Below are 14,964 nucleotides of genomic sequence, written 5' to 3' on the forward strand. Positions count from 1 at the left end.
CCTTTGGGTCAACCGGGGGGAATTCAGCGATTAGCGAGGCAGGTCGCTGGATCCCATCAGGAACTCGTCGACCGCGCGGGCGGCCTGGCGGCCTTCGCGGATCGCCCACACCACCAGGGACTGGCCGCGGCGCATGTCGCCGGCGGCGAAGACCTGGGGCACGCTGGTGGCGTAGCCGCCGGTGAAGTCGGTGGTGGCCTTGGCGTTGCCGCGGGCGTCCTTGTCGACACCGAAGCCCTCCAGGATGGAGGCGACGGGGCTGACGAAGCCCATGGCCAGCAGCACCAGGTCGGCCTTCATGACCTGCTCGGAGCCGGGCACTTCGACCATCTTGCCGTCCTTCCACTCGACGCGCACGGTCTTCAGGCCGGTGACCTTGCCGTTCTCGCCGATGAATTCCTTGGTGGCGATGGCGAACTCGCGCTCGCAGCCCTCTTCGTGCGAGGAGGAGGTGCGCAGCTTGTACGGCCAGTAGGGCCAGGTCAGCTCCTTGTTCTCCTGCTCGGGCGGCATGGGCATCAGCTCGAACTGGATGACGCTCTTGGCGCCATGGCGGTTGCTGGTGCCCACGCAGTCGCTGCCGGTGTCGCCGCCGCCGATCACGATGACGTGCTTGCCGTCGGCGCGCAGCTGGCCCTTGAGCTTGTCGCCGGCGTTGACCTTGTTCTGCTGGGGCAGGAACTCCATCGCGAAATGGATGCCGTCCAGGTCGCGGCCCGGCACGGGCAGGTCGCGCGATTGCTCGGCGCCACCGGCCAGCAGCACGGCGTCGAAGTCCTTCTTCAGCTGCTCGGGGGTGATGGTTTCCTTGGCCCAGTTGGTGACCTTGGAGCCCTCGGGCAGCTTGCCGATCATCACGCCGGTGCGGATGGTCACGCCCTCGGCCTTCATCTGCTCGGCGCGGCGGTCGATGTGGGACTTCTCCATCTTGAAGTCGGGGATGCCGTAACGCAGCAGGCCGCCGATGCGGTCGTTCTTCTCGAACAGCGTCACGTCATGGCCGGCGCGGGCCAGCTGCTGCGCGGCGGCCATGCCGGCGGGGCCGGCGCCGACCACGGCGACCTTCTTGCCCGTCTTGCGGGTGGGCAGCTGGGGCTTGACCCAGCCGTTTTCCCAGGCGCGGTCGATGATGGCGTGCTCGATGGACTTGATGCCCACCGGGTCGTCGTTCACGTTCAGCGTGCAGGCGGCCTCGCAGGGCGCGGGGCAGATGCGGCCGGTGAACTCCGGGAAGTTGTTGGTGGAGTCCAGGACCGTGAAGGCATCCTTCCAGTCGCTGCGGTACACCAGGTCGTTGAAGTCCGGGATGATGTTGTTGACGGGGCAGCCGTTGTTGCAGAACGGCGTGCCGCAGTCCATGCAGCGGGCACCCTGCTGCTTGGCCTGCGCGTCATCCAGGGCGATGACGAATTCCTTGTAGTGCTTGACGCGCTCCGCGACGGGCTTGTAGCCCTCCTCGAGGCGCTCGTACTCCATGAAGCCGGTGACTTTACCCATGCTTTCTCTCCGTATCTTTCTCTAGGGCCCGGGGTCAGGCTGCGACGCCGTCACGCACGGCCGCTTGCGCGTTGTTGCCGGTGCTGGCCTCTTCGACCTCGCGCTCGTGCATCTCGATCAGCGCGCGCTTGTACTCGTTCGGGAAGACCTTCACGAACTTGGCACGGCTGGTTTCCCAGTTGTCCAGGAGGTCACGGGCGCGCTTGGAGCCGGTCCAGCGGTTGTGGTCCTCCAGCAGCTTCTTGAGCAGGGCCTCGTCGGCCTGGCCGCCGTGCAGCTTGGTCTTGCCGTGGTGGGCCTTCTTCTGCTCCTCGGCCGACTGCACCTTCTCGAGCGACACCATGGAGGTGTTGCAGCGGGAGGCGAACTGGCCGTCCTCGTCGTAGACGTAGGCCACGCCGCCGGACATGCCCGCCGCGAAGTTGCGGCCGGTCTTGCCCAGGACGACGACGGTGCCGCCGGTCATGTACTCGCAGCCGTGGTCGCCCGTGCCCTCGACCACCGTGGTGGCGCCGGACAGGCGGACGGCGAAGCGCTCGCCGGCCACGCCGCTGAAGAAGGCCTCACCGGTGGTCGCGCCGTACAGCGCGGTGTTGCCGATGATGATGTTCTTCGTGGCTTCGCCGCGGAAGTCGATGCTGGGACGCACGACGATGCGGCCGCCCGACAGGCCCTTGCCGGTGTAGTCGTTGGCGTCGCCGATCATGTACAGCGTGATGCCCTTGGCCAGGAAGGCGCCGAAGGACTGGCCGCCCGTGCCCTCGAGCTGGATGCGGATGGTGTCATCCGGCAGGCCCTCGGGGTGCACCTTGGTCAGGGCGCCGGACAGCATCGCGCCGACCGAGCGGTTGACGTTGATGGCCTTCTCCATGAACTGGACCTTCTCGCCCTTCTCGATGGCCGCGCGCGACTTCTCGATCAGGATGTTGTCCAGGGACTTGTCCAGGCCGTGGTCCTGGTCGGCCACATGCAGGCGGGGCACGTCGGCGGGGGCGGCGGGCACGGCCAGCAGGCGGCTGAAGTCCAGGCCGCGCGCCTTCCAGTGCTCGATGCCGGCCTTCATGTCCAGCAGGTCGGTGCGGCCGATCATGTCGTCGAACTTGCGGATGCCCAGCTGGGCCATGATCTGGCGCACTTCCTCGGCGATGAAGAAGAAGTAGTTGACCACGTGCTCGGGCTTGCCCGAGAACTTGGCGCGCAGCACCGGGTCCTGCGTGGCCACGCCCACCGGGCAGGTGTTCAGGTGGCACTTGCGCATCATGATGCAGCCCTCGACGACCAGCGGCGCGGTGGCGAAGCCGAATTCGTCGGCGCCCATCAGCGCGGCGATGGCGACGTCGCGGCCGGTCTTCATCTGGCCGTCGGCCTGGACGCGGATGCGGCCACGCAGGCGGTTGAGGACCAGGGTCTGCTGGGTCTCGGCCAGGCCGATTTCCCAGGGCGAGCCGGCGTGCTTGATGGACGACCAGGGCGAGGCGCCCGTGCCGCCGTCATGGCCGGCGATCACCACGTGGTCGGCCTTGCACTTGGCCACGCCGGCGGCGATGGTGCCCACGCCCACTTCCGACACCAGCTTGACGCTGATGGAGGCATGCGGCGCGACGTTCTTCAGGTCGTGGATCAGCTGGGCCAGGTCCTCGATCGAGTAGATGTCGTGGTGCGGGGGGGGCGAGATCAGGCCCACGCCCGGCACGGAGTAGCGCAGCTTGCCGATGTAGTTGGAGACCTTGCCGCCGGGCAGCTGGCCGCCCTCGCCGGGCTTGGCGCCCTGGGCCATCTTGATCTGGATCTGGTCGGACGAGGCCAGGTACTCGGCGGTGACGCCGAAGCGGCCCGAGGCGACCTGCTTGATCTTGGAGCGCAGCGAGTCGCCGGCCTGCAGCGGCTGGTCGGCCTCGACCACGTGCTTGCCCAGGATGCCGGCCAGGGTGTCACCCTGCTTGATCGGGATGCCCTTGAGCTCGTTGCGGTAACGCGCCGGGTCCTCGCCGCCTTCGCCGGTGTTGGACTTGCCGCCGATGCGGTTCATGGCGATGGCCAGGGTGGCGTGGGCTTCCGTGGAGATGGAGCCCAGCGACATGGCGCCGGTGGCGAAGCGCTTGACGATTTCCTTGGCCGGCTCGACCTCGTCGATCGGAATGGCCTTGGACGGGTCGACCTTGAACTCGAACAGGCCGCGCAGGGTCATGTGGCGACGGTTCTGGTCGTTGATGATCTGCGCGTACTCCTTGTACGTGTTCCAGTTGTTGGCACGGGTGGAGTGCTGCAGCTTGGCGATGGCGTCGGGCGTCCACATGTGCTCCTCGCCGCGGGCGCGCCAGGCGTACTCGCCGCCGGCGTCCAGGGCGTGGGCCAGCAGCGGGTCGGTGCCGAAGGCCGCCTTGTGCATGCGGATCGCTTCCTCGGCGATCTCGAACACGCCGATGCCGCCGACGCGGCTGGCGGTGCCGGTGAAGTACTTCTCGACCGTCTCGTCGTTCAGGCCGATGGCCTCGAACAGCTGCGCGCCGCAGTAGGACATGTACGTGCTCACGCCCATCTTGGACATGATCTTGGACAGGCCCTTGCCGATCGCCTTGACGTAGTTGTAGATGGCCTTCTCGGCCGACAGGTCGCCCGGCAGGTCCTTGTGGATCGCGGCCAGGGTCTCCATGGCCAGGTAGGGGTGCACGGCTTCCGCGCCATAGCCGGCCAGCACGCCGAAGTGGTGCACTTCGCGGGCGGAGCCGGTCTCCACCACCAGGCCGGCGGTGGTGCGCAGGCCTTCACGCACCAGGTGCTGGTGGATGGAGGACAGTGCCAGCAGCGCCGGGATGGCGATCTTCTCGGCGGACACGCCGCGGTCGCTGATGATCAGGATGTTCTTGCCACCCTTGATCGCGTCCACGGCCTCGGCGTTGATGGAGGCCAGCTTGGCTTCCACGCCCTCGCGGCCCCAGGCCGCGGGGTAGGTGATGTCCAGCGTGTAGCTGCGGAACTTGCCCTGCGTGACGGTCTCGATGTCACGCAGCTTGGCCATGTCGGCGAAGTCCAGGATCGGCTGGCTCACCTCCAGGCGCAGCGGCGGGTTGACCTGGTTGATGTCCAGCAGGTTCGGCTTGGGGCCGATGAAGGACACCAGGGACATCACGATGGCTTCGCGGATCGGGTCGATCGGCGGGTTGGTCACCTGGGCGAACAGCTGCTTGAAGTAGTTGTACAGCGGCTTGTTCTTGTCGGACAGCACGGCCAGCGGGCTGTCGTTGCCCATGGAGCCGATGCCCTCCTCGCCGGCTTGCGCCATCGGGGACAGCAGGAACTTGATGTCTTCCTGGGTGTAGCCGAAGGCCTGCTGGCGATCGAGCAGGGTCACGTCGCTGGCGGGGGAATCACCCGTGCCTTCGGACAGGTCGTCCAGCTTGATGCGCAGGTTCTCGATCCACTGCTTGTAGGGCTTGGAGTTGGCGAGCGAGGCCTTGAGCTCCTCGTCGTCGATCATGCGGCCCTGCTCCAGGTCGATCAGGAACATCTTGCCGGGCTGCAGGCGCCACTTGCGCACGATCTTGTTCTCGGGCACGGGCAGCACGCCGGACTCGGAGCCCATGATCACCAGGTCGTCGTCGGTGATGCAGTAGCGCGAGGGACGCAGGCCGTTACGGTCCAGCGTGGCGCCGATCTGGCGGCCGTCGGTGAACACGATGGAGGCCGGGCCGTCCCAGGGCTCCAGCATGGCGGCGTGGTACTCGTAGAAGGCCTTGCGGCGCTCGTCCATGGTCGTGTGCTGTTCCCACGGCTCGGGGATCATCATCATCACGGCCTGGTAGATGGGGTAACCCGCCATCGTCAGCAGCTCGAGGCAGTTGTCGAAGGTGGCGGTGTCGGACTGGCCGGCGAAGCTGATGGGGTACAGCTTCTGCAGGTCCTCGCCCAGCACGGGGGAGGACATCACGCCTTCGCGGGCCTTCATCCAGTTGTAGTTGCCCTTGACCGTGTTGATCTCGCCGTTGTGGGCGACATAACGGTACGGGTGGGCCAGCGGCCACTCGGGGAAGGTGTTGGTGGAGAAGCGCTGGTGCACCAGACCCAGGGCCGAGACGCAGCGCGGGTCCTGCAGGTCCAGGTAGTACTCGCCGACCTGGTTGGCCAGCAGCAGGCCCTTGTAGACCACGGTACGGCTGGACATGGACGGAACGTAGTATTCCTTGCTGTGCTTGAGCTGCAGGGCCTGGATGGCGGCGCTGGCGGTCTTGCGGATGACGTACAGCTTGCGCTCCAGGGCGTCCTGGACGATCACGTCGGCGCCACGGCCGATGAAGACCTGGCGCAGGATCGGCTCCTTCTCGCGCACGGCGGGCGACATCGGCATCTCGCGGTTGACCGGGACATCGCGCCAGCCCAGCAGCACCTGGCCTTCGGCCTTGATCGCGCGCTCCATCTCCTGCTCGCAGGCCAGGCGGGAGGCATGCTCCTTGGGCAGGAAGATCATGCCGACGCCGTACTCGCCCTGCGGCGGCAGGGTCACGCCCTGCTGGGCCATCTCTTCACGGTAGAGCTGGTCGGGGATCTGGATCAGGATGCCCGCGCCGTCGCCCATCAGGGGATCGGCACCCACGGCGCCGCGGTGGTCCAGGTTCTCCAGGATCTTCAGGCCCTGCTGGACGATCTCGTGGGTCTTCTTGCCCTTGATGTGGGCCACGAAGCCCACGCCGCACGCGTCATGCTCATTGGCGGACGAGTACAGGCCGTGTTCTTGCAGGTGGCTGATTTCGGCGGACGTGGCCATGGGAATTCCTTCGCTAACTTTCACGGGACCGGGAAGGATAGTGCAGCGCAGCAGGATGTCAAACGAATTAAATGGGGTCAGGTTCTTAAATGAAGCGCACCAAAGGTGGGCATCAATTTATTGGGGACAGATCAAATCGCCGAGGTGGTGCGCGGACGGCCGGGACGACCCTTGGTCAGCCGCCGCTCGGTCTGCTTCTGCAGCGCCGCCAGGAAGGCCTCGTCGCCCAACGCCCAGCCATGGAGCGCCGAGGCCACCAGGGCCTTGGCCACCGGCGCCGCCACCCCCTGCGCCACCCGCTCGGCGTACGCCTGCTCCCGGGCGAAGGGCGTGTTGCCCAGCGCCCAGTACAGCGGGTGCGGCGTGACCAGCCGGTCGCTCGCCTGCCCGATGTAGTGCCGGTGGCTGGACCAGGCCCAGTCGGCCGGCGCCTCGACGAGGCCGGCGCGCACCGGGTTGAGGTCCAGGTAGGCCATGCAGGCCAGCAGGTACGGCTCGGGCTGCAGCAGCGCACAGCGGTAGCGGCCCTCCCACAGCGTGCCGGTGCGGCCGGTACGCGCATTGAAGTGCCGCACGTAGCGACGGCCGATGCCTTGCATCATCCGTGCCAGCGAATCCCCCGCACCCGGCGTCGCCAGCAGGTGGAAGTGGTTCTCCATCAACACGTAGCCATGGATGAGCACATCCGCGGCGCGGGCCTGCTCGACCAGCAGCGCGTGCATGAACTGGAAGTCGGTCGGGTCCGCGAAGATGGCCTGGCGGTTGTTGCCCCGATGGACCAGGTGGTGCGGGTAACCAGGCAGGGAAAGGCGGGGCAGGCGGGCCATGCCCGATCTTAGAGGGGTTCCGACCCCGTTTTCAGCCCGGGGAGGCGTCCGACGCCGGCGCGCTGCCCCTGCCCACAGCCGGGAAGGGCCGGGCGGGCCAGGATGCGGCCTCCGCCCTCCCCTGCCCCATGTTCGCCGCCTGGATGATCGGCTTCCTGCTGCTGATGGCTGTCCTGGTCTGGCTGGCCGTCGTGGTCGGGCTGCCCCAGCCCTGGATCGGGCTGGCGGTCGGCGTGCTGGTCGCCCTGGCCATCGGGGTGGCGGTGCTCGTCGCGCGGGGAGCGCCGCGCCGCACGCGCGAGCGCCCGCCCAGGCGCTGAACCCAGGCGCCGAGAACGCCGGGAAGCCGTGGACGAACCCGCCGCGCCAGCGCCGGCCGCGCGCCCGGGGGTCAGGCCGCCGAGGGTTCCGCCTCGTCGGCCGCGGGCGCGGGCTGCGGCAGGCGCCGGAAGCGCACCGCCTCGAGCGACTCCAGCCCGAACTCCGCGAGCACCGCGCGCAGCCGCTGCGCGGCGCTGCGCTTTCGCTGGCCGGTGCGGCGCGCCAGGATCAGCTCGTTCTTCAGGCTGTGCTCCCAGCCGACCAGCTCGGTGACCGTGACCTGGTAGCCGCAGGCCTCCAGGTACAGGCAGCGCAGCACGTTGGTGAGCTGGCTGCCCAGCTCACGGGTGTGGATCGGGTGGCGCCACAGTTCAGCCAGCGGGGTGCGGGACAGCGACAGCGCCTTGTTCTGCCGCAGGCAGCCGGCCACCTCGGCCTGGCAGCAGGGCACCAGCACCATGAAACGGGCGTCGCGGGCCAGGCCGAAGTCGATGGCGTCGTCGGTGGCGGTGTCGCAGGCATGCAGCGCGGTGACCATGTCGACCTGCGGCGGCAGCTCCGGTGAGTCGACCGCATCGGCCGCGCTCAGGTGGAGGAAGCGCATGCGCCCGAAGCCCAGCCGCTGGGCCAGGTCGCGCGAGCGCTGCACCAGCTCGGGCCGGGTCTCGACGCCGACCATCTCCCCATGGCCGCAGGCCTTCAGGAACAGGTCGTAGAGGATGAAGCCGAGGTAGGACTTGCCCGCGCCATGGTCCACGATGACCGGCCCCGGGCCTTCCGCCGGCAACTCCAGCAGCAGTTTCTCGATGAACTGGTAGAGGTGGTAGACCTGCTTGAGCTTGCGGCGCGAATCCTGGTTCAGCTTGCCGTCGCGCGTGAGGATGTGAAGCTCCTTGAGGAGCTCGACCGACTGGCCGGGACGGAGATCGGCGTCCAGCGCGCCGGCGCCTGCGGCAGCGGCCTGGCTTCGGGGCGCGGCCTGTTTCGAGGACTTGCTCATCCTGCGTCCTTCGCCATCAGGCGGGCCCAGCCCTGCGGGCCGAGGCGTCGCATCGTGTCCATGTTGGTCTCGTAGATGGCCTCGGCCTCGGGAAAGGCCTCGACCGCGCGCGCGATGCTGTCCTCGCGCAGCAGGTGCAGCGTGGGATACGGGGCGCGGTTGGTGAAATTGGTGATGTCGTCGGCGTCGGTGCCGGCGAACTGGTAGTGCGGGTGGAAGTTGGCGAGCTGCACCGTACCCTCGAGCTCGCGGCGCTGCAGCAGCCGGTCGGCCTCGCCGAGGAAGCCGGCGAACTCGACGAAGTCGGGGAAGGCCCGGGGCATCATGAGCAGGGTGGTCTCGCGCTGCGCGATGCCGTGCGCGAGCAGGTCGTCGATCTCGCGCTCCAGGACCTCCAGCAGCTCGTTCCAGCCGGTGGCCTCGGTGACGGCGTAGTGGACCTGGTCCTTCACGTGCACGCCCTTGGCGAACGGGCACAGGTTCAGGCCGATGACGGCACGCTCCAGCCAGCGCCGGGTGTCGTCCACGACCTCGTCAGCGGAAGCATTCATCCAGCGGATTTTACGAGGCGGCCCAATCGCCCGGCCAGCCACAGTCCCGCCAGGGCACAGGCGCCCGTGACCCCCCAGCTGAAGGACCAGCCCCCCGTGCGGCTGGCCACCCAGGCCACCAGGGGCGGCCCGGCGAACTGGCCGAAGGACGACCACTGCTGCATCCAGCCCACCGTGGTGGAGACCGCGCCCGGCCCGGGCGCGACACGCACGGCCTGCGAGAACAGCGTGCCCGGCACGAGCCCCCCCACCGCCGAGAAGGCCAGCACCGCCAGGTACGGCCCGATGGCCGACAGCGGACCGGCCGGCCAGACCGGCGCGAACAGCAGCAACCCGCCGAGCCCCATCGTGCCAAAGCCCGCCTGCAGCAGCCGCTGCGGCGGGACGCCCCGCTGCAGCAGGCGGCCGGCGGCGATGTTGCCGATCATGTTGACGCCGGCCGCCAGGGCGGTGGCCAGGCCGGCCGCCGCCGGCGCCAGCCCGGCCTGGGCATAGATGGTCGGCAGGAAGCCGACCACCGACAGCCACTGCGACGAATAGGCCGCGAAGGCCAGCGAGACCAGCCAGGGACCGGGCGCGCGCAGCGTGTCGCCGAGGCGGCCGCGCCAGGCGCCCGGCTCACGGGCCGCCGGCGGCGGGTCGGGCGGCAGCCCCAGCCACAGGGCCAGCGCCATGGCGCCGGACAGCGTGGCGGTCAGCCACCACCACGCCGACCAGCCGGCGGCGGCGATCCAGGCCGGCCCGGCCAGCAGCGCCAGCGAGGTGCCCAGGGGCATGTAGGCGCCCCACAGGCCCAGGCGAGCCGGCAGCGCGGACGAGGCGACGAAGCGCCGGATCAGGCTGGGCGCGGGCGTGACCGCGAGCAGGAAGCCCAGGCCCTCGAGCGCGCGCAGCGCGAGCAGGGCCAGCGGGTCGGTGGTGAGGCCGCCGGCGACGCTGGCCGCCGAGGCCAGCAGGAGGCCGCCGACCATCACCCGGCGCAGGCCCAGGCCATCCGCGGCCAGGCCGACGGCCAGCCCCAGGGTCATCGCCGCGAACTGCACCATGGAGATCAGGAAGCCGGCCTGGACCAGGCTGACGCCCAGCGCCTCGCGCAGGGCCGGCAGCGCCGGGGGCAGCTTGCCCACGTGGATGGCGGCGGTGACGCCGCCGGCGATGACGAGCAGGGAGCGGTCCAGGCGCATGGCGGTCAGGCCAGCAACCGGCGCCCGGTCAGGCGCTCGTGCTCGCGCGCGGCGAAGCGGTCGGTCATGCCGGCGATGTAGTCGGCGATGGCGCGGTGCACGTCCGCCTGCTGCGCGTAGGCCGCCGGCATCTCGGACGGCGCGGCGGCGTAGGCCGCGAACAGCTCCTGCACCACCACCTGGGCCTGGCCGGTGGTGTGGGTCACCTGCGGATGCCGGTAGAGGTTGTGGAAGAGGAAATGCTTGAGCACGCGCGACTGCAGCCGCATGCCGTCGCTGAAGCGCACCAGCGGCGGCGCGCGGCGGGCGGCGTCGGCGTCCTGCGGGTCGACCTCGCGCAACGCGGCACCGGTGGCGGAGATCACGTCATGCACCTGGGCGCTGAGCATCAGGCGGATGGACTCGTACAGCAGGCGGCGGCCCGCCAGCTGCGGGTGCGCGGCCAGCGCGGCGCGGCGGTAGCCGTCGAACAGGGGCACCTGCTCCAGCTGCTCCAGGGTGATGAGGCCGGAGCGCACGCCGTCGTCGATGTCGTGCGCGTTGTAGGCGATCTCGTCGGCCAGGTTGCACAGCTGTGCCTCCAGGCCGGGCTGGGTGCGCTCGAGGAAGCGGCGCCCCACCCCGCCCGGCTCCTGGGCCTCGAGGTGCTCGGCGTTGGCGCGCGAGCAGTGCTTGAGGATGCCCTCGCGGGTCTCGAAGGCGAGGTTCAGGCCGTCGAAGGCCGGGTAGCGCTCCTCGAGCTTGTCGACCACGCGCAGGCTCTGCAGGTTGTGCTCGAAGCCGCCATGGTCGGCCATGCAGGCGTTCAGCGCGTCCTGGCCGGCATGGCCGAAGGGCGTGTGGCCCAGGTCGTGCGCCAGCGCGATGGCCTCGACCAGGTCCTCGCACAGGCCGAGGGGGCGGGCGATGGAGCGGCCCAGCTGGGCGACCTCGATGGAGTGCGTCAGCCGGGTGCGGAACAGGTCCCCCTCGTGGTTGAGGAACACCTGGGTCTTGTAGACGAGGCGGCGGAAGGCGGTGGAATGGACGATGCGGTCGCGGTCGCGCTGGAACTCGGTGCGGTACGGCGTGGGCGACTCGGCATGGCGCCGCCCGCGGCTGCGCGCGGGGTCGCAGGCGTAGCGGGCCAGGGCCATCCCCGCTCCCTCAGCGGCAGCAGCGCTCGATGACCTCGGCCACCAGCGCGTCGGGCGCGGGCCGGACGGCGGCGCGGCCGGGGCCGTCGATGACGACGAAGCGGATCTCGCCGGCCTCGGACTTCTTGTCCAGGCGCATCAGCTCGAGGTAGCGGGCCGCGCCCAGCCGGGGGCCGACGGTGGGCAGGCCGGCGGCGGCGATCAGGCGGGTGCAGCGCTCCAGGAAGGCGGTGTCGACGAGCCCGAGCTCGCGCGACAGGTGCAGGGCCATGACCATGCCGCAGCCCACGGCCTCGCCGTGCAGCCACTCGCCGTAGCCCAGGCCGGCCTCGATGGCGTGGCCGAAGGTGTGGCCGAAATTCAGGATGGCGCGCAGGCCGGACTCGCGCTCGTCCTGGCCGACCACCATCGCCTTGATCTCGCAGCTGCGGCGCACCGCGTGGGCCAGGGCCTGCGGGTCGCGGGCCAGGAGGGCGGGCAGGTGGGCCTCGATCCAGTCGAGGAAGGCCAGGTCGGCGATCGGGCCGTACTTGATCACCTCGGCCAGTCCGGCGGACAGTTCGCGCGGGGGCAGCGTGCGCAGGGTGGACAGGTCGCAGACCACCAGCTGCGGCTGGTAGAACGCGCCGATCATGTTCTTGCCCAGGGGGTGGTTGATCGCGGTCTTGCCGCCCACCGAGGAGTCCACCTGGGCCAGCAGCGTGGTGGGCACCTGCACGAAGGGCACGCCGCGCATGTAGCAGGCCGCGGCGAAGCCGGTGATGTCGCCGACCACGCCGCCGCCCAGGGCGTACAGCACGGTCTTGCGGTCGCTGCCGCGCGCCAGCAGGGCGTCGAAGATGCGGTTGAGGGTTTCCCAGTGCTTGTGCGCCTCGCCGTCGGGCAGGCAGACGGTGCCGACCTGGGCGTAGTGCGGCGCGAGGGCCGCCTGCAGCGCCGCGGCGTACAGCGGGCCGACGGTGTCGTTGGTGACGACCAGGGCCGCATGGGCCTTGGGCAGCGACAGGCCGGCCATGCGTTCGATGAGGCCTTCGCCGATGAGGATGGGGTAGCTGCGCTCTCCCAGTTCGATGCGGACTTCGTCCGCCGGAACGTTCGCGGTCATCGGGCGAGTGTACGCGGCGGCAGGCGCCGGCCTCACCGGGGCGGGGGCCTCAGGCCGGCTTGGCGAGGACGCCGGCGAGCTCCAGCTGCATGACGATGATGTTGACCAGCGTCTGCAGGGTGGGCCGGCCGGTGTCGACGGTGAGGTGGGCCGCCTCGCGGTACAGCGGGTCGCGCTGGCCGTGGAGGGCGCGCAGGCGGGCCATCGGGTCCTCGACCTGCAAGAGGGGGCGCTTGCGATCGTTGCGCACGCGGTTGTAGATCTGCTCGGGGGTGGTGCGCAGGTAGATCACATGGGTACCGGCCCGCAGCTGCAGGCGGTTGGCCTCCCGCAGCACCGAGCCGCCGCCGGTGGCCAGGACCTTGTCCTCGCCGCCGGGGGCGGAGAGGTCGGCGATCACGGCCTGCTCCACGTCGCGGAAGGCCTCCTCGCCCTGCTGCTCCCAGAACACGCGGATGGGGCAGCCGAGCCGGTCCTCGATCACATGGTCGGAATCCACGAACGGCCGAGCCAGCCTGCGTGCGAGAAGCTTTCCAATCGTGGTTTTACCGGAGCCAGGGAGGCCGACCAGGGCGACAGTGGTCAAGGAATGGGTACGGAATGCGAAGTAGTCAGGCCGGACGGCGACTTGGTCGTAATGATAATGGTCTGGGCGGTACAGGTTCCGGACAGGAACACGCTGTGGGTCGAGTAGGTGTCCGTGCTCGCCGACGTACCGAGCGCCACGTCGACCAGGGGAGTTCCCGTCACGCGGGTGACCTGGCAGCCGCTGGCGGGGTTGCTGGGCGCCGCCTCGATGACCGTTCCGGCCGGCATGGGCAGGCTCGGCAGGCTCGCCGTCCCCGGGTAGGGGTGGTCTGCGCTCGACAGGATGAAGCTCACCTGCGAGCCGGAGACGGCCGTGGTCGAGATCCTGCTGGCGGAAGACGCGAAGGCGATGATGGCCTGCTGCCGCACGGTGGTCGCGAGGCCGGCATCACAGGTATTGGCACGGGACGGGAACGCGCCGCCCGCACCGGTACAGGACGTGGCGCCGCCACGCGCGATCACGAATTCGCCGGCATCGTACTGGCCGTTCTCGTTGTCATCACGGTACGCATCACCCTGGTTGACCAGGGACTCGCCCGCATCGAAGCGGTTGTTGCCGTTGGCATCCACATAGTCCTTGGTACCGGTGGTGTAGGCCAGGACGGAGACCCGGCCATTGGCCGGCCGGAAGTTCTGGGAGATGAAGTCCACCGAGCACGAGGCGATGTTGTTCACCCGCTGCGTGGCGCAGCTGTAGCCGACCTGGCCGCCTTCGGCCGTGAAGTTGACGACGGTGCCATCCTCCACCGCGTTGCCCTGGCGATCGGCGAGGCGCACGGTGACCTTGGTCGCGGTGCCATCGATGACCCAGCCTTCGATGTTGTGCGTGGCTACCGACAGGCTCATGTAGCGCTGGGACGGCGGGCCCGAGGCCACGGTGAAATTCTGGGTGTCGGTGAAGATGCTGGCATCGCTCGCCAGCGAGGCGCGCACCCGGGCCGGGCCGGGAATGGTGCCGGAGTTGACCGCCACGGAGACCTCGCCGCTGGCATTGGTCAGGCCGGAGGTGGCCCCCAGCAGCAGCCCCAGCGGGTTCTGGCCGTTCGGGAACCCGAAATTCACGGACACCCCGCTCATGGCGGCACCGGTCGCCGAGGTCACCTTGAAGGTCACGATGGACTGCTCCAGCGCACCCGACCCCGCGACGTAGATCTGGCTGGGAGTGGCCGACTTGAAGGTGACCGAGGTGGCGGTCGGCGCAGCGACCTGCAGGGTCAGCGTGCGCGACGTGGCGCCCGGGCTTGCCGCCGTCACGACGACATTGCCGCTGCAGGGCGAGCCATCCGGCTGCAGCGCAGCGTAGTCGGCGGAGGCGACGCCGCTGCCGTTGGTGGTGACGCTGAAACCGCTGTTGCTGCCGTTGATGCGGCCGCACGAGGCGGCGTAGTTCACGTTGACCGGCGTGGCGCCGGCCGGCACGCCGCCGATGAGGGCGGTGACCGAGAGGCTGGTGTTGCCGCCCGACACCAGGCTGGCCGAACCGGGCGTGATCGCACTGAGCGACAGGCTCAGCGGCGTGATGGCGAAATCGCGCGAGCCCGTGACGGCCGCGCCGTTCACGGTGGCCGACGCGGTCACCGTCGCCGCGCCCACGGCCGTCACCGAGGTGGGCGCAATGGCCACCTCGGCCACCCCCGCGGAGTTGGTCAAGGCCGTCGCCGGGGACACCGTGGCAATCGTCGCTGCGCTGGACGCGAAGGTGACCAGCTTGTTCGCCACCACGGCGCCACTGGCGTCCTTCACCGTCGCACGCGCGGTGAAGCCCCCCTCGACGGAAATGCTCGAGACCGCCGTGCCCGCGGCATTACGCAGTTCCACCGTGACCTGCGACGTGCCTGTGGTCGTTCCCCCGCCCGATTGGGTGCCACCGGTCGAGGTCGTACCGGCACTTCCGCCACCGCCCCCGCAACCCGCCAGCAGCATGGCGACGCCAAGCGAACCCACGAACCCCCTGATCGCATTCAGCAGCATTTGAATGTCCTCTTCTTTTATT

The 14,964-nt window shown here is 69.6% G+C and carries 11 protein-coding genes; 1 reads left to right on the plus strand and 10 read right to left on the minus strand.

The genetic code is table 11. The annotated features are described in order from the left end of the window. Positions 1 to 30 precede the first annotated feature (30 nt). The 3 genes from ACFQZY_RS15380 to ACFQZY_RS15390 all read right to left on the minus strand — a co-directional run bounded on the left by ACFQZY_RS15380 (position 31) and on the right by ACFQZY_RS15390 (position 7,086). Positions 31 to 1,497, minus strand: a complete 1,467-nt coding sequence (locus tag ACFQZY_RS15380) for a glutamate synthase subunit beta (RefSeq protein ID WP_377417384.1) — start codon at positions 1,495 to 1,497, stop codon at positions 31 to 33. Positions 1,498 to 1,531: 34 nt separating this feature from the next. Further along, complete coding sequence (locus tag ACFQZY_RS15385) at positions 1,532 to 6,259, minus strand: glutamate synthase-related protein (protein ID WP_377417386.1); 4,728 nt, start codon at positions 6,257 to 6,259, stop codon at positions 1,532 to 1,534. Between the two features lie 131 nt (positions 6,260 to 6,390). Next, on the minus strand, positions 6,391 to 7,086 hold the full coding sequence (locus tag ACFQZY_RS15390; RefSeq protein ID WP_377417388.1) for a transposase: 696 nt from the start codon (positions 7,084 to 7,086) through the stop codon (positions 6,391 to 6,393). Positions 7,087 to 7,214: 128 nt separating this feature from the next. Here ACFQZY_RS15390 and ACFQZY_RS15395 point away from each other — a divergent pair, with 128 nt between their 5' ends. Further along, positions 7,215 to 7,406 (plus strand): hypothetical protein, encoded by a 192-nt coding sequence (locus tag ACFQZY_RS15395; protein WP_377417390.1) that lies wholly within the window; start codon positions 7,215 to 7,217, stop codon positions 7,404 to 7,406. A 71-nt stretch (positions 7,407 to 7,477) separates the two neighbouring features. Here ACFQZY_RS15395 and ACFQZY_RS15400 read toward each other — a convergent pair whose 3' ends face one another. Genes ACFQZY_RS15400 through ACFQZY_RS15430 form a run of 7 tightly spaced genes read right to left on the minus strand, consistent with a single transcriptional unit; the run spans position 7,478 to position 14,942 of the window. After that, on the minus strand, positions 7,478 to 8,407 hold the full coding sequence (locus ACFQZY_RS15400; RefSeq protein ID WP_377417392.1) for a class I SAM-dependent methyltransferase: 930 nt from the start codon (positions 8,405 to 8,407) through the stop codon (positions 7,478 to 7,480). Further along, positions 8,404 to 8,958 (minus strand): DUF1415 domain-containing protein, encoded by a 555-nt coding sequence (locus ACFQZY_RS15405; RefSeq protein ID WP_377417394.1) that lies wholly within the window; start codon positions 8,956 to 8,958, stop codon positions 8,404 to 8,406. The genes ACFQZY_RS15400 and ACFQZY_RS15405 overlap by 4 nt, the downstream gene beginning before the upstream one ends. Then, positions 8,955 to 10,142, minus strand: coding sequence for a CynX/NimT family MFS transporter (locus tag ACFQZY_RS15410; protein WP_377417396.1), 1,188 nt, complete (start codon positions 10,140 to 10,142; stop codon positions 8,955 to 8,957). Before ACFQZY_RS15410 ends, ACFQZY_RS15405 begins: the two co-directional genes overlap by 4 nt. Positions 10,143 to 10,147: 5 nt before the next feature. Next, positions 10,148 to 11,278, minus strand: a complete 1,131-nt coding sequence (locus ACFQZY_RS15415) for a deoxyguanosinetriphosphate triphosphohydrolase (RefSeq protein WP_377417398.1) — start codon at positions 11,276 to 11,278, stop codon at positions 10,148 to 10,150. 10 nt (positions 11,279 to 11,288) lie between these two features. Beyond that, complete coding sequence (aroB, locus tag ACFQZY_RS15420) at positions 11,289 to 12,383, minus strand: 3-dehydroquinate synthase (RefSeq protein WP_377417400.1); 1,095 nt, start codon at positions 12,381 to 12,383, stop codon at positions 11,289 to 11,291. 49 nt (positions 12,384 to 12,432) lie between these two features. Continuing rightward, positions 12,433 to 12,969 (minus strand): shikimate kinase, encoded by a 537-nt coding sequence (locus ACFQZY_RS15425; RefSeq protein WP_377417402.1) that lies wholly within the window; start codon positions 12,967 to 12,969, stop codon positions 12,433 to 12,435. Then, positions 12,966 to 14,942: a hypothetical protein gene (locus ACFQZY_RS15430; protein WP_377417404.1), complete on the minus strand. Its 1,977-nt coding sequence runs from the start codon at positions 14,940 to 14,942 to the stop codon at positions 12,966 to 12,968. Before ACFQZY_RS15430 ends, ACFQZY_RS15425 begins: the two co-directional genes overlap by 4 nt. Positions 14,943 to 14,964 lie beyond the last annotated feature (22 nt).

Source organism: Ramlibacter sp. GCM10027632, assembly GCF_042675325.1.
Classification (GTDB): Bacteria; Pseudomonadota; Gammaproteobacteria; order Burkholderiales; family Burkholderiaceae_C; genus Ramlibacter.